19 protein-coding genes are annotated in these 21,388 nt (G+C 50.6%); 15 read left to right on the top strand and 4 right to left on the bottom strand.

Translation table 11 applies throughout. The annotated features are described in order from the left end of the window. The first annotated feature begins 2 nt into the window (after positions 1–2). The 10 genes from IEX02_RS18240 (at position 3) to IEX02_RS18195 (ending at position 10,563) form a co-directional block, all read left to right on the top strand. Positions 3–914, top strand: a complete 912-nt coding sequence (locus IEX02_RS18240; protein WP_188698637.1) for an ABC transporter permease subunit — start codon at positions 3–5, stop codon at positions 912–914. Next, the gene (locus tag IEX02_RS18235) at positions 911–1,741 is read left to right on the top strand and encodes an ABC transporter permease subunit (protein WP_188698985.1); all 831 of its coding nucleotides are present in this window, start codon (positions 911–913) and stop codon (positions 1,739–1,741) included. The genes IEX02_RS18240 and IEX02_RS18235 overlap by 4 nt, the downstream gene beginning before the upstream one ends. After that, complete coding sequence (locus IEX02_RS18230) at positions 1,738–2,280, top strand: cupin domain-containing protein (RefSeq protein ID WP_188698634.1); 543 nt, start codon at positions 1,738–1,740, stop codon at positions 2,278–2,280. Before IEX02_RS18235 ends, IEX02_RS18230 begins: the two co-directional genes overlap by 4 nt. A 17-nt stretch (positions 2,281–2,297) precedes the next feature. After that, complete coding sequence (locus tag IEX02_RS18225; protein ID WP_188698632.1) at positions 2,298–3,803, top strand: aldehyde dehydrogenase; 1,506 nt, start codon at positions 2,298–2,300, stop codon at positions 3,801–3,803. A gap of 159 nt (positions 3,804–3,962) precedes the next feature. Then, positions 3,963–4,634 (top strand): TorF family putative porin, encoded by a 672-nt coding sequence (locus tag IEX02_RS18220; RefSeq protein WP_188698629.1) that lies wholly within the window; start codon positions 3,963–3,965, stop codon positions 4,632–4,634. 57 nt (positions 4,635–4,691) lie between these two features. Further along, the gene (locus IEX02_RS18215; protein ID WP_188698624.1) at positions 4,692–5,966 is read left to right on the top strand and encodes an NAD(P)/FAD-dependent oxidoreductase; all 1,275 of its coding nucleotides are present in this window, start codon (positions 4,692–4,694) and stop codon (positions 5,964–5,966) included. Between the two features lie 175 nt (positions 5,967–6,141). Further along, positions 6,142–6,786: a type II secretion system protein N gene (locus IEX02_RS18210; RefSeq protein WP_188698622.1), complete on the top strand. Its 645-nt coding sequence runs from the start codon at positions 6,142–6,144 to the stop codon at positions 6,784–6,786. 318 nt (positions 6,787–7,104) lie between these two features. Continuing rightward, positions 7,105–8,139: a TolB family protein gene (locus tag IEX02_RS18205; protein WP_188698618.1), complete on the top strand. Its 1,035-nt coding sequence runs from the start codon at positions 7,105–7,107 to the stop codon at positions 8,137–8,139. A gap of 19 nt (positions 8,140–8,158) precedes the next feature. Continuing rightward, positions 8,159–9,913 carry a hypothetical protein gene (locus IEX02_RS18200; RefSeq protein ID WP_188698616.1) on the top strand — a complete coding sequence of 585 codons (1,755 nt, stop codon included), beginning with the start codon at positions 8,159–8,161 and terminating at the stop codon, positions 9,911–9,913. A 38-nt stretch (positions 9,914–9,951) separates the two neighbouring features. Further along, complete coding sequence (locus IEX02_RS18195; protein ID WP_188698613.1) at positions 9,952–10,563, top strand: cohesin domain-containing protein; 612 nt, start codon at positions 9,952–9,954, stop codon at positions 10,561–10,563. Positions 10,564–10,603: 40 nt separating this feature from the next. Here IEX02_RS18195 and IEX02_RS18190 read toward each other — a convergent pair whose 3' ends face one another. Together IEX02_RS18190 and aptA are read right to left on the bottom strand one after the other, a co-directional pair. After that, entirely contained in the window at positions 10,604–12,676 is a 2,073-nt protein-coding gene (locus tag IEX02_RS18190) for a TonB-dependent receptor plug domain-containing protein (protein ID WP_188698608.1), read from the bottom strand. A gap of 272 nt (positions 12,677–12,948) precedes the next feature. Further along, complete coding sequence (gene aptA, locus IEX02_RS18185) at positions 12,949–14,283, bottom strand: omega-aminotransferase AptA (protein ID WP_188698605.1); 1,335 nt, start codon at positions 14,281–14,283, stop codon at positions 12,949–12,951. A gap of 139 nt (positions 14,284–14,422) precedes the next feature. Between aptA and IEX02_RS18180 the strand changes: the two genes are divergently transcribed. The 3 genes from IEX02_RS18180 (at position 14,423) to IEX02_RS18170 (ending at position 17,474) form a co-directional block, all read left to right on the top strand. After that, positions 14,423–15,340: a LysR family transcriptional regulator gene (locus tag IEX02_RS18180; RefSeq protein ID WP_188698603.1), complete on the top strand. Its 918-nt coding sequence runs from the start codon at positions 14,423–14,425 to the stop codon at positions 15,338–15,340. 63 nt (positions 15,341–15,403) lie between these two features. Beyond that, on the top strand, positions 15,404–15,646 hold the full coding sequence (locus tag IEX02_RS18175) for a hypothetical protein (RefSeq protein WP_188698602.1): 243 nt from the start codon (positions 15,404–15,406) through the stop codon (positions 15,644–15,646). Between the two features lie 193 nt (positions 15,647–15,839). Continuing rightward, entirely contained in the window at positions 15,840–17,474 is a 1,635-nt protein-coding gene (locus tag IEX02_RS18170) for a methyl-accepting chemotaxis protein (protein WP_188698600.1), read from the top strand. Here the strand turns inward: IEX02_RS18170 and gloA2 are convergent. After that, positions 17,467–17,853, bottom strand: a complete 387-nt coding sequence (gene gloA2, locus IEX02_RS18165; RefSeq protein ID WP_188698598.1) for an SMU1112c/YaeR family gloxylase I-like metalloprotein — start codon at positions 17,851–17,853, stop codon at positions 17,467–17,469. The two genes, IEX02_RS18170 and gloA2, sit on opposite strands and share 8 nt — an antisense overlap. Positions 17,854–17,954: 101 nt before the next feature. After that, complete coding sequence (locus IEX02_RS18160) at positions 17,955–19,847, bottom strand: M1 family metallopeptidase (RefSeq protein ID WP_188698595.1); 1,893 nt, start codon at positions 19,845–19,847, stop codon at positions 17,955–17,957. Between the two features lie 108 nt (positions 19,848–19,955). Here IEX02_RS18160 and IEX02_RS18155 point away from each other — a divergent pair, with 108 nt between their 5' ends. Both IEX02_RS18155 and IEX02_RS18150 read left to right on the top strand, forming a co-directional pair. Then, a complete protein-coding gene (locus IEX02_RS18155) occupies positions 19,956–20,129 on the top strand; it encodes a hypothetical protein (RefSeq protein WP_188698592.1) in 174 nt (57 codons plus the stop codon). 186 nt (positions 20,130–20,315) lie between these two features. Continuing rightward, positions 20,316–21,383, top strand: a complete 1,068-nt coding sequence (locus tag IEX02_RS18150) for a DUF3083 family protein (protein WP_188698589.1) — start codon at positions 20,316–20,318, stop codon at positions 21,381–21,383. Positions 21,384–21,388: the final 5 nt, after the last annotated feature.

The following is a 21,388-nucleotide window of genomic DNA, read 5'->3' as shown; positions in this document are numbered from 1 at the left end:
GCATGGAGCTGCTCAAACGCCTTAGGCAAAGCTGGTTGCTAAAACCCCGCAGTGGCGTCATCGCTATCCCTTATGTGTGGCTGCTGCTGTTTTTCCTGGTGCCTTTTATCATCGTGTTGAAGATCAGTTTCGCCGAAACCGAAATTGCCATTCCCCCGTACACGGATTTAGTCACTTTTGATGACAATCGCCTGACCATTGACCTGAACCTGGGCAATTATGCTTATCTGTTCAGCGACGATTTGTATCTGAGCGCCTACCTCAGCTCTATTCGCATCGCCTTGGTATCAACCTTGCTGTGCCTGCTGATTGGTTACCCTATGGCACTGGCTATCAGCCGTGCGCCGGCCTCAACCCGGAATGTCTTGCTGTTGTTGGTCATTTTGCCGTCCTGGACATCATTTTTAATTCGCATTTACGCCTGGATAGGTATTTTAAAGCCCAATGGCTATATCAATAATTTCCTCATGAGCCTGGGGATAATTGATGACCCCATCATTATGCTGCATACCGATTTCGCCGTGTATATCGGCATAGTGTACGCCTATCTGCCATTTATGATTTTGCCGTTGTACGCCAATATGATGAAGCTGGATCATAGCCTGGTGGAGGCGTCACAAGATCTCGGCGCCTCACCTTTTACCACCTTGATGCGAGTGATAGTGCCACTGACCAAAGCGGGGATTATTGCTGGCTGTATGCTGGTATTTATTCCTGCGGTGGGTGAATTTGTGATCCCCGAACTACTGGGCGGCCCGCAAACTCTGATGATAGGTAAGGTGCTGTGGGAGGAATTCTTTAACAACCGCGACTGGCCGGTGGCTTCAGCCGTGGCCATCGTCATGCTGGTGTTGCTGATCATTCCTATTATGTGGTTTGACCGCATCCAGAATCGTCAAACGGAGGAAGCCTGATGCGTTTTTCCTTCAGTAAGATGATGCTGTGGCTGGGACTGGCCTTTTTGTATGCACCTATGCTGATTCTGGTGATTTATTCTTTTAACGAATCGCGCCTGGTCACGGTTTGGGCCGGGTTCTCAACCAAATGGTACGGGGCGCTGCTGGAAAACCAGAAGCTGTTGGATGCGGTGGCAAACAGCCTGAAAATTGCGTTTTTCTCCGCCACGGCTGCCGTTATCCTGGGTACCCTGGCCGCTTTTGTACTGGCCAGGTTTAAAGGTTTCAAATGTAGCACCTTACTGCGTGGCATGATAACCGCACCACTGGTGATGCCAGAAGTCATTACCGGTTTGTCGTTGCTGCTGCTTTTTGTGGCCATGGCACAATTGGTAGGCTGGCCGGAAAGTCGCGGTATGACAACGATTTGGCTGGCGCATACCACCTTTTGTACCGCCTATGTGGCCGTGGTAGTGGGTTCAAGGCTGACCGAAATGGACATGTCGGTAGAAGAAGCCGCGCAGGATCTTGGCGCCACGCCGTTGAAGGTATTTTTTACTATTACCTTACCCATGATTGCACCTGCCCTAGTTTCGGGTTGGCTGTTGGCCTTTACCCTCAGCCTGGATGATTTGGTGATCGCCAGCTTCGTTTCCGGCCCCGGCTCCACCACCCTACCTATGGTGGTCTTTTCATCGGTGCGTTTAGGGGTAAGCCCCGAGATCAACGCCCTGGCGACTATCATTATCGGTATTGTCACCAGCTTAGTGTTCGCCTCTTGGTATTACGCCAGACGCGTGGAAAAAGCCCGATTGCGGGAACAGCGGGCATTGTCACAATCATGAAAGTAGGTAAACGTATTAAAGCGCTGCGAAAACAGCGCGGGCTATCACAACGAGAGCTGGCCAAGCTGGTCAGCTTGCCCAACAGCACGCTGTCGATGATTGAACGTGATGCGGTCAGCCCGTCTATTAGTAATCTACACAAGATACTTAAAGGACTGTCCATGCCACTTAGTCAGTTTTTTACCCATGATTTTGTCGAAGAGGACAAGCTTGTTTATGGCCCTGATGAACTGACAGACATAGGCAGCGACGGTGTGCAATATCTGCTGGTCGGGGCTGAAAAAGCGGACCGACAACTGACCTTTCTGCAGGAAATCTATCCACCGGGCAGCGGCACTGGTGAAGAATGGATAAGTCACCCAGGTCAGGAAGCCGGGACTGTGCTTTGTGGGGAACTGACAATTTTACAAGGCCACCAGGAATATCAATTAAAAGCCGGAGACAGCTACTATTTGAATACCCAGTTGCCCCACCAGTTTGTTAACCGGGGTAATGAGGTATGCAAAATTATCAGTGCCGTCACCCCGGCCAGTTTTTAACGCCCGAGGAGAATCCGATGAGTGACAAAACCTATGACCAGTGGCAAGCCTATTGCCAAGCGCTTGTCAGTCAGCAACAAATTGAAGGGCGCGCTTTTATTAACGGCGGCTACACCCAGGCCCAAAGCGGCCGCACTTTTGATTGTGTAAACCCTGCCAACAGCGAGATTATTGCGCATATCGCCGAATGCGATGAAGCCGATGTTGAACTAGCCGTGAAGACCGCCAGGCAAAGCTTTGAGTCTGGCGTGTGGCGAAATCAGTCACCTAAGGTACGCAAAGAGGCACTAATTAAACTGGCCGTCTTAATGGAGGCAAACCAAACCGAGCTTGCCGCGTTAGAAACCTTGGATATGGGCAAACCCATCAGCGAGAGTTTTCATGTGGATGTGCCCGGTAGCGCCGATGTGATTCGCTGGCACGGCGAAGCTATCGACAAAATCTATGATGAAGTAGCCCCCACCCAAGAGGATGTGCTGGCGACTATCACCCGCGAGCCCATTGGTGTGGTAGCGGCTATTACGCCGTGGAATTTTCCGTTGTGGTTGGCCTGCTGGAAAATTGGCCCGGCATTAGCGGCGGGCAACTCAGTGGTACTCAAACCGTCAGAAAAATCCTCGCTGACGGCGATTTATCTGGCACGGCTTGCCAGTGAAGCCGGTATTCCAGACGGTGTTTTTAACGTGGTGCCAGGATTTGGCCACACGGTAGGCAAAGCGCTGGGGCTGCATATGCAGGTTGATTGCCTGGCCTTTACCGGATCCACCCGCACCGCCCGCACGCTGTTGGAATACGCAGGTCAATCCAATATGAAACGGGTTTGGCTCGAAGCCGGCGGTAAAAACCCCAATATTGTCTTCGCCGATTGTCCGAACCTAGATAAGGCCGCCCGCAGCGCCGCGTCAGGCTGTTTCTACAATCAAGGCGAGGTCTGTGTGGCCGGCACCCGTTTGTTGGTAGAGCGCAGTATTCACGATGAGTTTGTACAAAAAGTGGTGGAAGCCAGTCGCCACTTCAAACCCGGCGACCCACTGAACCCTGCCACAAACATGGGTGCTCTGGTGGATAAACAACATCAGGGCAGCGTTTTGCAATACATTCAATGGGGCCAGCAAGGCGGTGCCACTCTGGCGCTGGGCGGCTCAGCGGCGCTGGATGCAGACAAAGGGGCTTTTGTTGAACCCACCATTTTCACCGGCGCTGATAACCAAATGCGTATTGCCCGGGAGGAAATATTCGGCCCAGTGATGACAGTGATTCCCTTTAATGATGAACAGCAAGCCATTGAAATCGCCAATGACACCGACTATGGACTGGGGGCAGCCCTGTGGACCGCCAACCTGTCGCGGGCCCATAAACTCGCCAAACAGCTCCGCGCCGGTTCGGTGTGGATCAATAACTATAACGACGGTGATATGACAGTGCCTTTTGGTGGCTTTAAACAATCCGGCAACGGGCGAGATAAATCCCTGCATGCTTTGGACAAATACACTGAACTGAAAACCACGTGGATCCAACTTTAATCCACCTACCAGGAAATCGGTCACTGATTACAAGCGTTTAAAACCCGAGTCGGTCATCGTGTTATGTAAACATTAAGAGCATTGGGACACGTTCCCAACCCAAGGCGGAGTAAGTTGTCCCGTCTGGATACTAACAATAATGTATTGAAGGAAACCTGGATGAAACTCAAAACCAAATTACTCTCAAGCGTCCTACTCTTTGCGCTGCCTGTCATGGCAAATGCTGAAGTCAGTGGTTATGTTACTCTCACCTCAGACTATATGTTCCGGGGACTGAGCCTGAATGACAAGGACCCGGCCATTCAAGCAGGTCTTGATTGGAGCGCCGAAGATTCAGGCTGGTATGCCGGAATCTGGGCATCACCGGTCACGGATGATACCGAAGTGGATTTGTTCGTAGGCTATGCCGGTGAACTGGCAGACGGACTGGAATATGACCTGATGGCGGTTTACTACGCCTATCTGGATGAAGATGAATACAACTATATGGAGTTGCACGCCGGGCTTAGCAAAGCGTTATCAAGCAATTTCAGTCTGGGTATCAACCTTGACTACACCAATGACTCTCTAGGCTCCAGCGCCTATGAAGATATGAATGCTCTGCATATGTCAGTTGTAGCCAGTTTCAGTATTCAGGAAGACCTCTCACTGGAGCTCGAATACGGCCGCCAGGGTTGGGAAGAATATGGCGAAGATGAAGACTATGACTGGGGCCGCCTGTCTGTGCTGAAAGACTACGGCGACTTCTCGTTTGATGTCAGCGCCTGGTATAACGATTTGGACGGTGATGATTCGTCCAAGTTCACAGTGGGCGTCAGTTATAACTTCTGAATAGGTTTGCAATGAGCCAGATCCATTGGGGCCTGGCTTCCCATTGGGAGGTCTGAGATGGGTGAACTTGTTAACAGCTATTATCAATTCAACGCAGGTAGCACTGACTATCCACAACTACAACACACCCTGCATACCGATGTCTGCGTCTTAGGGGGTGGCTTTACCGGATTGTCGACGGCCCTGCACCTGGCGCAAGCCGGAATGAAAGTTGTGCTGCTGGAAGCCAATCGCATCGGCTATGGCGCCAGTGGGCGTAATGGTGGACAGATAGTTAACAGCTATAGCCGTGATGTGGATCATATCGCCACCCGTTATGGTCAGGCTGCGGGGGATGCCATGGCCGCTATGATGTTCGAAGGCGGCGAGATTATCAGACAATTGATCCAGCAGTATCAGATTGATTGTGACTATGTACCCGGTGGCGCCTTTGTTGCCCTGAACGACAAACAAATGCAACACCTCGAAACACAGCAGCGTTTATGGCAGCAACACGGCAATCAGCAACTTACTCTGTTGGATAGCAACGCGCTGGCCAATATTGTCAATTCCGAACGCTATGTGGGTGGCCTCAGTGATGGTTTAAGCGGCCATATCCAGCCCCTGAAACTGGCACAAGGAGAAGCCCGGGCGATCCAGTCCCTTGGAGGACAGGTTTTTGAACAAAGTCCGGTAACCAAAGTCCAGCGAGGTAAAACCGTGCAAGTGCATACTGCACTGGGTTCGGTTAACGCCCGTTATCTGGTGGTTGGCGCCAATGCCTATCTCAGCCATGTGCTGCCAGAGCTTAGCAAACGCAATATGCCTTGCGGTACTCAAATCATCACTACCGAAGAATTAGGTGAAACCCGTTGCCGTGAGCTACTACCGGCCAATTATTGTGTTGAAGATTGCAACTACCTGCTCGATTACTACCGTACCACAGCCGACCACCGGCTACTGTATGGCGGTGGCGTGGTGTACGGTGCCCGCGATCCGGCGGATATAGAACGTTTAATCCGACCTAAACTTGAAGCCACCTTTCCCAGCCTTAAAGGAGTAAAAATTGACTTCAGCTGGACGGGTAATTTTTTGCTGACCTTGTCCCGTTTACCGGAGTTTGGGCGGCTAGACACTAACATCTACTACATGCAGGGCTACAGCGGTCATGGTGTCACCTGCACCCACCTGGCCGGAAAAGTTGCTGCCGAAGCCATAACCGGTCAGGCCAGTCGCTTTGATGTATTTGCCAAGTTGCCACACCTTCCCCTTTTAGGTGGGCGGGCATTACAAATTCCGTTTACCGCTATGGGAGCGGCTTATTACAACCTGCGGGACAAGTTGGGCATATAGCGCGTCAACGTTGCAAAGGCTATTTAGTTGCACAATACCTATCCCCCATTATGCTTTCTAAAGACGCATAATGGGGTGTGCCATGACTCGACGAACCCTTTGGTTAGGCTTTTTTTGCGCGGTCTTAGTCCTCACCGCAATGGGATTGGTTTACCAACCAAGTCATCAGGAGACCGTGCCTCGCCCAGTTCATTCGCCTGAGCATACCAAGCCCAATCCCCTTGCTGTGTTGCCACTGCCAAACACGCCGAGTGAGAGACCATCAAACCCACCGAAGATAGATCTGCAATTGGTCGGCTTGGTATTTGGGACGGAACAAGATTCAGTCGCAGTGTTAATGCGCTCAGATCTGCAACAACAAACATATCAGCAAGGACAAAAGATCCAGGGCCTAAATGCCGTGTTAAGTGAGATATTACCCGACCGGGTTAAAATCATCAGCGCCGGTCAGGAGGTCGAACTGCCTCTTCGTCAGGCGCCTGTTTTAGCAACAGCCGAACGGCCCGAGTCCCCAACCACAGAACCCCAGCGGCCGGAAACCCTGAATGTGCTGAACAATATATTCCACAGCCAGAGTTATCAGGAAAATGGCACGTTTCAAGGATACCGTATCAGCCCGGCTGGCGACTCAGCTCACTTTCTCCAATTGGGGTTACAATCCGGTGATGTCATTAAGGACATTAATGGTATTAGTCTAAGCCAGGAAAACCTGTCGGTCTCGGCTCTTGCCCCACTGGCCTCTTCAGCTTCCCTTATGCTGACCATCGACAGAAATGGCGAGTTGGTCACCGTTTATCTGAACAACCCATCCCGTCACTAGCTTGTCTGAAAATGCTCTTTACCACAGCGTCAGAAAAATTTACAAAATTTAAACATTAGTTCTTGAGTCTTAAAGCAGGCTATTGAAAAAGCTAGCTTTTACAATGTGGTTCAAATTATGCACACAACCTAAACCGATAGATAAACAATCTATCCATCGGAAAATCAAGGCGAAAGCAAGGACGTCACATCCAGGTGCTTTTGGTAGCCACACAGATACTAATGGCTTAGTCTCTGATGGCGATAGCTGGTTGAATAACCTATGACTCATGCGTTCAAAGGTGTAACTAGTTTAGCGATAACAGCTCTTTTATTGCTTATGAGCTGCAGCGCAGAGCGCGCAACCGATGCTGCCAGCAGCTCAGCGCCGGCTGATAACTCGCCATTATTGTTGTTTGTTTCCAATCAGGATGGTGACCGCGAGATTTATTCTGTTGATCTCAGTGGCCAACATCTCCAGCAACTCACCTCCAACAATCGCGACGACTATGAAGCCAGCTGGTCACCCGATGGCCACAAAATTCTCTTCACCTCTAATCGTCTTGGTGTCTCAGAACTCTATGTTATGGAGGCAAACGGGGCGCATCAAACCAACTTGAGCAATCATCCCGGATTTGATGGCCAGGGCGCCTGGTCACCCGACGGTCAGTCGGTCGTTTATTTATCAGATCGGGACGGCCCCATTCATTTGTTTATCCTGGATTTGCAAAGCGCTGCATTGCACCGAGTTATGGCTCCAGAGGATCTAGACAGCAGTGATGCACCAGCCTGGTCGCCAGACGGTAATTGGATTGCCTATCGAAAATTCAATCTGCGGGGTAAAGGCGATATCTGGCTATTCTCCGTCAAGGACGGTGTGCACCGTCAGTTAACCAATAATGGCAAACACGAAGATGGCCCAGCCAGTTGGTCACCCGATTCGACAACCTTGCTCTATCACTCAAAACGAAACCGCGAGTACAACCTGTACCGTTTTGACCTGAACAGTCACCAGGAAACCCAACTGACCTTTCTTGCCAGTTCCGATATTGAACCAAGCTGGTCAAATGACGGCAAAAAGATCCTCTTTCTTTCTACCCGTGGCGTGCAAGGCAGGACCCAGGTTTATGTCATGAACAGCGATGGCACCAATCCACAGGCTGTAACGGATGGTAGCTATCAAGTGGCCGATCCGGCCTGGTTACCCAACGATCGTCAGGTTCTGTTAGCCAGTTGGCAGGGGAAAAAGCATTCAAACATTTATTACGTCAATTTACATACCAGGACAATGCAAGCTATTGCACCTGCGAAAGGATATCAGAGTCAACCATCAGCAGTCCCAGCCACCCAAGGAGGCTTTCATGCCTCAAACTAACCTTCTCAGGAGAAAATCCATGCAACGTCTACACGCACAAGTTTGTGTCGGCGTAGCCTCAGCGGTGTTTTTAGTAAGCTCGGCTATTGCCACAACCAAAACCTATACCACAGATGCAGACTTCGATTTGGGTTCGCTCAGCTCCCTGAATCATGATGCACCTAACAGTAACCAACTTCAGATCAATGTGGTGGGGGATACCTTTCCCATTCTTTGGGTTGCCAATGCCGGTGAAGACACCATGTCGCGGGTTAACACCGACGGTGACGGCGGCAACGGCTGTGAGGAAGCCAGATACCTCACATCATTCGGTACACCCGCAGCTCTTGCCAATCATGGTGCCTTTTCTGGCCCTGCCCCATCACGCACCGCAGTGGATACCGACGGCAACGTTTATGTGGCCAATCGCAACTTCTCCGGGGGCCGCTCTCCAGAATTGTTAAAAATTGCCGTAGAGGGTGGCGTAGACCGCAACGGTAACGGAGTTATCGACACGTCGGTTGACACCAATGGGGATTGCATGATCCAGCCCGACGAGATGCTGCCCGTTATTGATGATAATGGCGACGGTATACTGCAAATCAGTGAGTTTCGTGATGAGCGCGTAATCTGGGTAACCAGCTTTGCCGGACCGGCCCACCTTGGACGGTCATTATGCTTGGATACCAATGGTAACCTTTGGGCTGGCACCTACAGTTCCAGTCAGTCCTACTATAAGTTTGACCAAGCCGGTAGTTTGTTAGCCGGCCCCATTGCCACCAGTGCCTCTAACTACGGTTGTGCGGTAGACGCCAGTGGCCGCTTGTGGGGCGCAACCCTGGCTTCCACACTGGTGGAAGTGGATACGAATACCGACACCTGGACGACGAACCGCGCAGGTCAAAGTAACTACGGTATTGCGGTGGGTAATGACAGAGTGTATCTGGGCAGTACCCTGCATGCCTTCAATCCAGCGACCAATACCTTCCAGTTCAGTGTTGCCTTCTCGGGCACCGGCGTGGCCGTAGACGGTGATGGGGCGGTTTGGTTTGGCACTCCCACCCTGCGTAAATTTGCCTCTAACGGTAGCGGCGACCTTATTAGCACCCCCGTATGCTCTGTCGGTACGGCTGGCGAACGCGGTCCTATTATAGGTAAGGGCGGCCGTATCTGGACCATCAATACTGGCTCAAACTCCATTTCCCAATACGACACTAACTGTAACTTTATCTCGACCATACCTGTGGGCCGTGCACCTTATACCTACAGTGATGCCAGCGGTTTTGGCGCTAGAACCCAAACCGACCCCACAGGTATCTGGACAGTGGTCACCGACAGCGGCAGCCCAGGTAACGAATGGGATAAAGTAAGCTGGAACAGTGAACCCGAAGGCAATATTCCGGCAGGTGCCAGTATTGATGTTGAGGCACGAGCGGCAGATACCTTGGCAGGTCTGAGTCTGCTGGCCTATACCCCGGTAGGTAACAATGCAGGGGGCCTGGGGTTATTGGGTCAATTTCTGCAAGTTCGTACTGTTCTTCGCCCCAACAGTAATGACGAGTCCCCTGTTCTCTCTGATCTGACGGTGGCTAGTGCTGCCACTGCCAACTGCGACAACAACGCAGACGGTGAAGTCAACATACTCGATATCCAGAACATTAACGCTAACCGCAATGTTAGCGTGCCTCCTGGCGATCCTATTTTTGACCTGGATGCCAACGGCATTATCAACGTACTGGATTCCCGTATTTGTGTATTGCAGTGTGATAACGCACGTTGTGCGATATCACAATAATTAATCAAGGTTCCATAACGGCAAGAAGGAAAAAGGTAATGAAGAAACTTTTACGACACTTATTACTCGGAATTGGGCTGTGCTTGCCAGGATATGCGCTGGCCACCCCTATCATAATGCTGGATCCAGCATCATCGTCAGGAAATCTGGGCGATACCATCACTATTGACATTCTGTGGGACGGCTCCGCGGATCCCGCATATTTGGGAGCGTGGGATGTGGATATTGCCTTTGATGCCAGTATCCTGAGTTTTTCCTCGGCCACCTTCGATTTTGGCGTGGACTCCTTCGGCTGCATACCCGGTATTACCTGTGATGCGGTGCTTGCACCGGGATTACTGGATATTTACGAGTTCTCACTGGATGACATTGCCACTTTGATGGCCAACCAAGATGGCCTGGGCAATATGTTCCGGCTGGCTTCTATCGACTTTGTCGCGATTGGCGAAGGGCTGTCCTCACTGTCCTTTACAGGCCCATTCCTCACCTTTGGTGATGAACAAGGTGGAGCCATCTCACCAATTTTGAGAGATGCCAGCGTCTGTATCGGCGCCAATGGCTGCACCCAGATACCTGAGCCTGCGGGGCTTTTGCTGTTTGTTGGTGGCTTACTGCTGGTCGCTCAGGCAAGAAAAACATCCAAAATCTAATGCATCGGGTCAGGCCCGGCCTAAGGCCGGGTTTGGCCGATTAAAAAAAGCCCGACACCCCCACAATCCAGTTACGGCCAGCCTCATTTTGTCCTGAACCGTGAATGCGGTAATCCTGATCTAGCAGATTCTCCAAGCCCATATTCAGTTCTAATTGATCATTGAATTGATAACTGGCCTTAAGGTTCAGCACCCCATATCCAGGCGTCCCATCCGGCGGAATACGTTGGCTATCCAGCCGATCACGACTGGACAGACGATCGGCCCTTTTCGCCCCCACCCACTGGGCCTCAGCAAACCAACTGTCGCGCTGGTATTTTATCGATACCTGGCCGGTGGTAGGCATCAACCGGCTTGGGTATTCGTTTACCAAAACCTGAGTACTGTCGGCATAGGTGGAAGTTTGCCCGGTGATATACGCCACCAGACCTGTAGCAAGCCAGTGCGGGGCAAACTGATATTCCAGACTCAATTCGGCTCCCCGCATATAGCCATTTCCCAAATTCGCTTTACTTATCTCAAACTCGCCGGCCTGATTCTGTAATCCTGTCGGTATCCGCTCAATCTGATCCTGAATATCCGTATAAAAAACGGCCAGATCAGCCTTGAGCTTATCGGTATAGACCTTGTAACCCAGACTGAAATGGGTGAAATGCTCCGAGTCCAGCCCGGTACTAGGTAGTTCAAACTCATTGCTGCGTGCACTGTCAAACCGGCTGAGATCCGACAAATTAGGGGCCCTAAACCCCTGAGAAACCCCTGTATATAAGCTTTGCTCATTATCCAGTCGATAATTGAACATTAGGTTAAACACCGTATCACTCCAGTGTTCATTGAGGCTGGTCAGATTGCCACTGACCGGGTGGCTGACCTTATCTGCCTCAGCCTGCATATAATTGAAACGTACCCCGGCGAGCAAGTCCAAGGATTCGGTGAGTGCCTTGCGCCCTTGCAAATAAACACCATGCCATTGATAACTGGCATCATCCGCTACCGGCCCCTGAATACTATTCTGCGAAGAATCGCTGTCTACCGAATCCAAATAGCTCTCCACCCCATACACCAGCTGCATTCCTTGCCACTGGGATACCAGTTGCACTTGCAGCCCTAGGGTATCCACCCTGACGCCCTGAGTATCAAAACGGCTACCACTGCGCTCTCGCTGCCTACTCTCCTGCTGTTTTTGCCAGGAAAGCGTGAGCTGCATATCATCCACAAAAGAGAAAGGCTTGTTGGCATCCAATCGCAGGTACGCCAAAAAACGCTCGTGATGCAAATCACGGCGAAGTTCATTTCCAATTTGGGTGCCAGCAAAGCTAGTCGCATAAATGGTTCGGTGAGTGCGAGGCACATCATCCTGTCGGGTGTAAAATGCGGCACTGGTCAGCAGCAAATCTTCATCAAGCGCCACCACAAGCTTGCCGTCAACGTTGTATTCATCGTAGCCCGTATTGGGCTGGGCAACGTCTCCCCCGCGGGTCAGATCGCCAAAATGCTTATGGGTCCCGCCAAATTGAAATGCTGTCCCCTGCTGTTCATGCCTGACACTGCCTCGAACCACTTGGGAATGCTCCGCACTGGCTCCCCTCAGGAAGTACTGCCATTGCGTTTCGCTCTGTACTAAGCGAGGCTCCAATTGGGCACTGAAAACCTGTACTGTTCCGCCTATGGCGTCTGCCCCATAAAGAGCAGAACTGGGACCCTTAACCAGTTCCAACTCTGAAATAGAAAAGGGATCCACGGTATTCCAGTATTGGTTGGGACCTTCGCGAAAAATGGAATTGTTCAGCCGAATACCATCCACTAAAAACAGGGTGCGAAAGCCGGTAAATCCGCGAATATAGGGGGAACCCTGGCCATAAGCCGTTTTTTGTACCATCACACCGGACGCATTTCTCAGCACGTCGGGCATACTTCGATAAAGTTGCTGGCGAATATCCTGCTCGGCGATATGCACAGTGGCATAGGGGGTATTTAACTCACTGGAGGCAACCCGTTCACTGGTCACATATATCACTTCCATTCCAGGCAGTTTTTCATCGGTATCGGCGAACGTCATTGCACTAAGCAAAGACAAGTACACTGGACTGAGCGCAGCGATACAGCGTTTCACACAAGTCACTTGATACGGCCTCGACTTAGATAGCCTGCCAAGCGCCGCAGAAGATGCAGAACAACCAGTCACAGAAGACATGGTTTGAGCCTTTATCTGATTGTTTTCCCTAAGTAAAGATCACCTTGAACAGATACGCCACTCTGCCATTGAGAATATTTTGCATTTAGAACAAATAGCGCGCTTTTGTCGGATTAATCAACTTTTGTGTCTTTTCTCATCCTCATTTGTTACTAAATCGCTTTTTGCCACGCGCTACCTTGTTTGGCATATCAAACACCTCGGTCATACTCCTGGATTGCCTCTGCCACCCGGCTAAAAATCTCCCGGATATCTTGTGGTTCACAGATAAAGGGAGGCGCAAAACTCAGGTTGTTGCCACCAAAGCGCACATACACCCCTTTTTGCCAGCACAGGGCGCTGATTTCACTGGCATGTTTAAGCGGCTGCTTTGACTCCATGGTTAACTGAATAGCCCCTGCCAGGCCAATATTACGAATATCCTCCACCAGCGGTAGCCCCTTTAGTTCGTGAATAGCTTGCTCGAACACCTTGGCAAGGTCCGCCACTTTGGGCAACAGACCTGGCTGTTGCAACTGGTTTAGACTGGCCAATGCCGCTGCACAGGCGAGCGGATGAGCGGAATAGGTATAACCATGAGGAAACTCAATCAGATAGTCATCACCGGGTTGCTCCATCAAGCAATGGTAGATGTCAGTGTTTGCCAGTACCGCCCCCATTGGCATCACCCCGTTGGTCAGGGCTTTCGCACAAGTCAGAATATCAGGTTGAACATCAAAATAATCGGCCCCAAATAAGGTGCCCATGCGGCCAAAGCCGGTTATGACTTCATCAAAAATCAGCAAGATATCATGCTGGTCGCATAGTGCTCTGAGGCGCTTAAGATAGCCAGCCGACGGAATAATCACTCCGCCCGACCCGGCCATGGGCTCTACCATCACCGCGGCAATATTGCTGGGATCTTGCACTTCCAGAATTGCCAGCAAACTGTCGGCAAGATGATCGCCCACCTCAGGCACACCTTTGCTGAAGCAGTTTTCTGCTAACCAGGTATGAGGAAGATGGTAAGCATCCAGGGTTTGCCCGTACACTTTGCGATTGCCGCCAATTCCCCCAACTGAGATGCCGCCGAAATTTACTCCGTGATAGCCCTTGCTGCGACCGATAAACTTGCTCTTTTCGGGTTTACCTTTGGCCCGCCAATAGGCCCGCGCGAGTTTAAGCGCGGTATCGGCCGCCTCGGACCCCGAGTTACAGAACAAACAGTGATTAAGATCGCCCGGTGCCATCTCCACCAGCTTATCCGCCAGTTCAAACGCCAAGGGATGACTGACATTAAATGCAGGCGCATAATCTAGTTGCTGCATCTGCGCATTAATAGCTTCAGCTATCGCCTGATTACCGTGACCTAAAGGGGTACACCATAAGCCTGACAGGCTGTCATACAACTTATGCCCTTCTGGCGTATGGTAGAAAATGCCCTCGGCATGACTGACCATTTTGGGATGCTGGTGAAAACGCCGGTTACTGGTGAATGCCAACCAATGGCTTGAAAACGACTGACGATTGGGGGGAAAAGCCGTCATATAAGGATTCCTGAACGAAAAACTCAGAGACAAGAGACTGGTTTAAAAATCAACCCTAGTAAAATCTAGGTAAAAATCTTTGGACAGTAAATGCTCAACTGATACAGTTCAGTTTAGAGTTTCTTAAACTATCAGCAAGATGGTCAATGCCCGCAAGCTACGCCAGGTCAGCAATCTCGATCTAAAACTGCTCAAAACCTTTATTGCCGTCGTTCAGGCCGGCAGTTTTACCGGTGCTGAGAGTCTTTTGAATCTCAGCCGGTCGGCGATTTCCATCTATATTTCCGACCTGGAAAAACGTCTCGGCATGAAGCTTTGTAACCGAGGACGGGCGGGTTTCAACCTGACGTTGGAAGGTCAGAAGGTCTATGAAGCGGCACAAAAATTAATGCATGCCACCGACATTTTTCAGGAAGAAGTAAACAATACCTATGCGGTACTCAAGGGCGAGCTGAATATCGGCATTATAGACAGTCTGGTCACTATTCCCCACCGCACCATCAGCGACGCCCTGGCTAAGCTGAAACAGACCAGCAGTGAAATTCGCATTAATATTCGCATGAGTAATCCCGCCGATATCAGCCTGGCCTTACTAGAAGGCGAATTAGATGTTGGGGTAATGCCTAGCCTGCAACCTATTGACGGATTGAAGCTGCAGCCTTTGTACAACGAAACCAGCGCCCTGTACTGTTCAAGTCGTCATCCACTTTATGCTGATCAGGATACGCTTTACAGCATAGGTCAGCACAGCGCCGTATTGCCCATATACGCGCAGCAGATGAACCAGCCACAGCTGTTTGATCAGCTCAATGTCACGGCCACCTCCAACGACCGTGAAGGGGTTGCGTTTTTGATCTTAACCCATGAGTACATTGGTTTTTTACCTGTACATTATGCATCTCGCTGGGTAGAGAAAGGAGAAATGCGCGCCCTGCTGCCGGATGTACTTCAATACCAAACCGACTTCTATGTGGCCACCCGTCAAACTCAGCGAAACAAACGGGTATTGGACGTATTCTTAGCGGCCTTAGTTGATAAGCCAGCCAAGCCAAACTAACTTAATAGTAATGAGTGGTATCGGACATCATCAGCCGCGCTGGATGTTAATCAGGGATGTGACATGTCAGAACAAAAATTGAGGCATCTACTTCGCCGCCATCGTGCAAAAGCCATCAGAATCTATCTGCTGTTATTAGGCTTTTTGTTTTTGCTCAATTTTCTGTTTGGTAACCCCGAAGAACAACAGATATTTGCCGTTGCAGCCCTGGTCGCGAGTTTAACCTTGTTGATCGTGATCAGCTATCTGGAAACGCTGATAAGCGAGCTGCTTGCCCCAAAAGAGCGGCATCGTGACCAGCCTTAATCCAGACCTATGCTGGATAAGCTGGCTTTCTCTCCCCTACACTTACGTTAGTTCGCATCTAATCTTGTAATTTAACCACAGCAATTGTTATCAACCTGTTGCCAACCCCCCTGCTTTTGGTAAATTGTCACAAGGATGATTTAAATATAACCACAAAAACTAACATCGGACGTTGAGCTACTTCGGGGGATTTATGTTCCACTCTTTCAGTTTACGCGCCAAGATCATCGCTTTTGCCGTCAGTATTTTTCTGTCTCTGCTGGCTGTGTCTTTTATCGGCTTACATATACTGAGGTTAGCCAGTGAAGGAGACAACATAGCTCGTATCAATCAATTGATGAAAAGCACCGTCAATGTGATTCAGCAATTTGAATTCATGGTGTCAGCAGGAGAGCTAGAGGAACAGCAAGCCAAAAAACTGGCGACGCAGATCCTCAGGGAAAACAAATATCACGACTCTGAATACGTTTATGTGGTTAATGATCAGTTAGATTTTGTTGCCACCCCACACGACCCTCAACTTCACGACACCAGCTTTAACGACTTTACCGATGCACAAGGCAAAAGCATTGGCCAGATGGTTAAGGGACTGGTGGGTAACCGGACCGGCGAAATTATTACCTATTATTGGAATGATGAGCGCAACGGTGAAATCGTCGACCTCACCTCGGTAGTACAGAAAACCCCACAATGGGGCTGGTATGTCGGCACCGGTATCAGTTACCAGGAGGTTGACCAGCGCTACTGGGATACGGCTATCTGGTTAATTAGTTTATCGATAGTTATCGCTATTGCCCTGGCCCTGGCGCTGGCTCGCTTCGGTTTCAGCTTAAGTCATGCGCTGGGCGGCGAAATCCGCCAGGTCAGAGAGTCGGTGATGCGCGTTTCCAAAGGCGATCTGCGGTTAGCAGACAACCAAGATGCCATAGCCAGAGACAGCATTCTAGGCGCCGTTATCCATATGCAAAGCAAACTGCGCGAAGTCGTACAAAGCATTAAATCAGCCTCTCACAGCCTGCAAACACAGAGCCAGGATTCGCAGTCCCGATTTGATGAGCTGGATAAACTCACTCACACCCTTAATACCCAAGCCCAACTGGTGGCCACCACCATAGGTGAATTAACCCACTCCGCTCAGCAAGTCGCCGAGCAATCTGAGCTGACGTCTCAGTCGGTCAGTTCTGCCGATGAGCAGGGAAAGCAAGCCAATGAATTAACCGACCAGTCCACCTCCACTATCGCGCTGCTAGAGCGCCAGATTGAACAGGCAGGCAGCAATATTCAGGTACTGGAAGACGAGGTCAGCCAGATAGCCAGCGTATTGTCGGTTATTCAGGGCATCGCCGAGCAAACCAATCTGCTTGCCTTAAATGCCGCCATTGAAGCGGCCAGAGCCGGTGAACAAGGCCGGGGCTTCGCGGTGGTGGCTGACGAAGTCAGGCAGTTGGCACAGCGCACCCAAGCCAGCACAGGTGAGATACAACAGACGATAGGCAAACTGCAAACGGCCACCAAAGAAGCCAAATCGTCGGTCAGTGCCAGTATCACCACCAGCGAACAGGCGGTAAAAAATGCCAGTCAGGTCTCGGAGCAACTGTCGCATATTGGCCAGTCTCTGTCGGCCATTATGGCGATGAGCGAACATATCTCTCATGCCGCAGATACCCAGCTAAAGGCCGGGCAAGGCACCAGCAGCAGGGTTGATGAAATCGCCAAGATTGCCTCAGACAACGCCAGTTTGTCACAGCAAGCGCATCAAGCAACCGACCAGATAAAACAATTAGTAGTACAACTGGAAAATCAGGTAGAGAAATTTCAGCTTAGTTAAGCTCATACAACTCTAAAGGCAGTCCATCCGGATCGGCAAAAAAGGTAAACCGCCGATGGGTGTATTCATCCACCCGGATGGGCTCTACATCCACGCCTTTAGCTTGCAGCGCAGCAACAACACTATCCAGCTCCTCCACCACAAAGGCCAGATGTCTTAGGCCACAAGCTTCCGGCCGGCTAACCCGGGCCGGCGGACTGGGAAAAGAAAATAACTCCACCTGGCCACCATCGGGTAAGGCCAAATCCAGTTTCCAGGAATCCCGCTCGGCGCGATGATGTTCTGCAATAATCTGCAAACCCAGTGTTTCAGTATAAAACGCTTTGGATCTCGGGTAATCCCGGCAAATAATCGCCACATGATGAATGCTTTGCAGCATGCCTACTCCCTATTAAACGGACATCGCCACTCCTTGGCATCCTTGCCACCGTGGCATACCGTTCATCCTGAACATAAAAAAGGGCCTCACGGCCCTCTTGGTTATTCTACGTAGCCTTCGTTGGCTTTCACCGTCAAGGGGTGATAGCCAGACTTAGCTTCGGCAAAGGCCTTTTGGCCAAAGGCTTTACCTTGCTCGGTTTTTGACAGCGCCTGATACAGCGGCTTGACCAGTTTATTACGGCCTATGTGCACCAAATACTCATGCAAACGGGGCAATGCCGGTTCATACCAGTTATTGACCGCCATCAGTAACCAGCTATGGGCAATTTCATTATTGCCAGCCTGGGTTAGCGCAAAGACCTGGTCTAACTCAAGCATCTGCGCTTGAGTTAGCGTTTCAGGCATGTTGTTGAGAAAGTGTAGCCACTGATGCGTATTCCAGTTGCTGGTATCAATCTGTGCTGCCTTCAATTCGCCAGACAGCCAATTATCCCGTGCCGCATCTACCTTAGTAAAGGCATCTGAGTGCGCCATGGGCGCGCCATTCGGAATGCCTGGCTCGAAGATCCATTGTTGAATACGTTTAGGGTCAAGCTTATCTGCATGCTCCTTCAGCAGCGTGTCATCTAAATAAGCAATAAATTGATCTGTGGTAATGCTCTGGAAGGCAAAGTGCTCAAAATAGCCCATCAGGAATTTATCAAAGGCATCGCGTCCTACTTTTTGCTCAAGCTCACGAGCAAACAAGGCACCTTTTTCATAGGGAATATCAGAAAACACATCATCAGGATCGCGACCGCGCAGATCAATAGCCAGCATCTGATCGGCCGGCGGTAAACTGCCAATATCCGCCTCTAATGACTGCTGCCCCAATTCAAATTCCATCTCTTCTCGTTCCGGACCATAAATCATTTCCATAATGCGATAGGTCAGATAGGTGGTGAAGCCTTCGTTCAACCACAGGTCACGCCAGGTGGCATTAGTCACCGTGTTACCCGACCAGGAATGCGCCAGCTCGTGAGCAATCAGCGACACCAGGCTCTTATCACCGGCGATCACAGTGGGCGTAATAAAGGACAAGCGCGGATTTTCCATACCGCCAAAAGGAAATGACGGGGGCAGGATCAACAGGTCATATCTGTCCCAGCGGTACTGACCAAACTTCTTCTCCGTGACATTCAACATCGCCTCGGTATCTTCAAACTCCTTAGCTGCCGCATCTAGCATAGAAGGCTCAGCATACACACCAGTGCGCTCGCCCATAGGCTTGAAAGCCAGATCGCCCACCGCCAGAGCAATCAGATAAGAGGGAATAGGCTGAGGCATGGAAAAATGATACTCCCCATCACGCTCGGTGGCCGGATCATTCGATGCACTCATCACCGCCAACAACTCGGCCGGTGTGCGAATAGTCGCTTGATAGGTCACCCTAACCTGCGGCGAGTCTTGCAAGGGAATAAAGCTACGAGCATGAATAGCCTGTGCCTGGGTAAATAAAAACGGCTGCTGCTTACCGGCGGTTTGCTCCGGTGTCAGCCACTGCACGCCACTTGCCTGCGGCGAGGTATGGTAAGTGACAGTTACGGCTTCCACTTTCGCTGGCACTTCAATGCGAAGCGCGGCACCTAAGTGTGAGTCTGCCTTGGCCAGGGTAAAGGGAATATCTTGTCCCATGGCGGTTACCCGCTCTATAGTCAGATCGCGGGTATCTAACACCAATGTTGTGGCATTAGGCTCAACACGCGTGAACTGAATAGTGGCATCACCAGAAATAATCTGTTGGCTGAAGTCCACATCCAGATCAAGATCCAGGTGGTTCACCTTGATTTGCTCAGGGTTAGCAAATGAGTGATAGTCCTTGCTCACCACCATTCCATTATTTTGTTCTGTGGCAGCGGCTGTAGGTTCGGTTGAGTTAGCCTGTTCGGGGGCTTGGCTGCATGCTGTCAGGCTAAGGCCGAGCAGGACAACAGAGGCGATTTTAAATTCCATCGATGTTCCTTGTAGTTATAATGTTGGCGCTGATTGTGGCATATTTGCCACTAAGACCCAACGGCGGGTCATCGTCGCTGCGCCCAGTCAGCAAGAAAGGAAGGTCTGATGACAGTATTATATATTCTCGGTGGCTTGTTTATCGCCCTGTTTGTGCTTATTCCCTTGCTGGAACGTTCGCGCCATCGTTTTACTCCCGAACAGGTTGCCAGTCTCAGCCGCTGGATCTGGCCGCTGATGATCATCCTGGCCATCGTGCAACTGATTCGCTATATGCTTTAACCGGTCGCCTGTTTTTGCGTGGACCAGGCTACTTCTCGGCAGCATTTTTTGTCCGAGATCAAAAAGTGGTTGGGTTTTTGCCCTAAATCTCACAACCCAGAAAAAACTTAATCTGGAACAACTTTTCGTCACACATCGCTGGATAGAATACCCGCCATCAATAGTTACTCAGTCCTAGGAGACAGCATGGCCAGTCATTCAAAACATCGGGTGTATATTCCTACTAACGCCAGATCAAACCAATATCTGATGGCAGAAATCAAAACCGATGACGCCTTCTATCAGCATTTTGACAGTGCCCAAACCTGCTACGAAACGCTCAGCCAACGCTTCTTTGCCCTGGCCGAGCAAGCCGGTCTGCATAATGTGCATATGATCGCCAACGATAAATTGCCGGTGGTACGCTATCACATAGAAGCGATGCACTTTCAGACCAGCAAGCAGATCCTGTTTTTCTATGACCCAGCGGTACATGAAGGTCAAAACCTGTTTATCAGCCCCGATTACCAGGCGCGTAAGATCCGACTGCTGTTCCTGGCCACAGGCCCGGATCTTCGTGCCCATGCAGCACAATTCCACCAGCAAGTAATGAACGTGGTAGCCAAGTTAAAAGACGAGCTGCCCGGGCAGGATTGCCACATTAAGATCCGCGACCATCAGCATTTGTCTTACGACCTATATGCCCATGAAAAGGGACATAAAGAAAGCTACGGTTACAAACTGCGTGGCCTGTATCCGCGCTACAAAGCCAGACAATGTGAACTGCCACAGCAACACTCCGCCATCAGCTATGTGACGCTAAGCTTGCCCATGACCCGACAGCTAAAACAGCAGTTTGGTGCCAGCGGCGCAGCCAATTTCGCGCCCTTGTACCTGGCACTTGAAGAACAGTTTCTAAAAGCCACCCGGGATAAGAAACTCGACCGTCTGGCCATGGTGGCCAACGGCCTGACGCCTTTGGTTCGAAACAGCCAGGTAGATCAGTGTCAGCACAATGCTGAACTGCAAAAAATCAGCTTTGATCCAGATGCCCCTGGCCAACAGTTTGCAGGCTTCTGGGATAACGACAATCTGGTGGAGACTGCACATTTTATTATTGTGGCGGGTAAAGAGGACAATACCGAATTCGGTTATGGGCATTTTATGAACCGGGTGGAAGAGGCCTTATCGGTGTTTGCCAAGAATCTGGGCGTAGATCCAGCCCGTACTGCGCTGACGCTGCGTTTTCATCAGCATATCAGCTATATGGCTTGATGTTC

It is taken from the genome of Bowmanella pacifica, assembly GCF_014645355.1.
In the GTDB taxonomy this organism is placed as follows: domain Bacteria; phylum Pseudomonadota; class Gammaproteobacteria; order Enterobacterales; family Alteromonadaceae; genus Bowmanella; species Bowmanella pacifica.
The sequence above is the reverse complement of the archived record's forward strand: the minus strand, read 5'-3'. Positions and strand labels throughout refer to the sequence as shown.

Bases quoted from the DNA above. Each gene is read 5' to 3' on its own strand.
- IEX02_RS18240 (WP_188698637.1), top strand. From the start codon at position 3: ATGGAGCTGCTCAAACGCCTTAGGCAAAGCTGGTTGCTAAAACCCCGC.
- IEX02_RS18230 (WP_188698634.1), top strand. From the start codon at position 1,738: ATGAAAGTAGGTAAACGTATTAAAGCGCTGCGAAAACAGCGCGGGCTA.
- IEX02_RS18225 (WP_188698632.1), top strand. From the start codon at position 2,298: ATGAGTGACAAAACCTATGACCAGTGGCAAGCCTATTGCCAAGCGCTT.
- IEX02_RS18220 (WP_188698629.1), top strand. From the start codon at position 3,963: ATGAAACTCAAAACCAAATTACTCTCAAGCGTCCTACTCTTTGCGCTG.
- IEX02_RS18215 (WP_188698624.1), top strand. From the start codon at position 4,692: ATGGGTGAACTTGTTAACAGCTATTATCAATTCAACGCAGGTAGCACT.
- IEX02_RS18205 (WP_188698618.1), top strand. From the start codon at position 7,105: ATGAGCTGCAGCGCAGAGCGCGCAACCGATGCTGCCAGCAGCTCAGCG.
- IEX02_RS18200 (WP_188698616.1), top strand. From the start codon at position 8,159: ATGCAACGTCTACACGCACAAGTTTGTGTCGGCGTAGCCTCAGCGGTG.
- IEX02_RS18195 (WP_188698613.1), top strand. From the start codon at position 9,952: ATGAAGAAACTTTTACGACACTTATTACTCGGAATTGGGCTGTGCTTG.
- aptA (WP_188698605.1), bottom strand. From the start codon at position 14,283: ATGACGGCTTTTCCCCCCAATCGTCAGTCGTTTTCAAGCCATTGGTTG.
- IEX02_RS18180 (WP_188698603.1), top strand. From the start codon at position 14,423: ATGGTCAATGCCCGCAAGCTACGCCAGGTCAGCAATCTCGATCTAAAA.
- IEX02_RS18175 (WP_188698602.1), top strand. From the start codon at position 15,404: ATGTCAGAACAAAAATTGAGGCATCTACTTCGCCGCCATCGTGCAAAA.
- IEX02_RS18170 (WP_188698600.1), top strand. From the start codon at position 15,840: ATGTTCCACTCTTTCAGTTTACGCGCCAAGATCATCGCTTTTGCCGTC.
- gloA2 (WP_188698598.1), bottom strand. From the start codon at position 17,853: ATGCTGCAAAGCATTCATCATGTGGCGATTATTTGCCGGGATTACCCG.
- IEX02_RS18160 (WP_188698595.1), bottom strand. From the start codon at position 19,847: ATGGAATTTAAAATCGCCTCTGTTGTCCTGCTCGGCCTTAGCCTGACA.
- IEX02_RS18155 (WP_188698592.1), top strand. From the start codon at position 19,956: ATGACAGTATTATATATTCTCGGTGGCTTGTTTATCGCCCTGTTTGTG.
- IEX02_RS18150 (WP_188698589.1), top strand. From the start codon at position 20,316: ATGGCCAGTCATTCAAAACATCGGGTGTATATTCCTACTAACGCCAGA.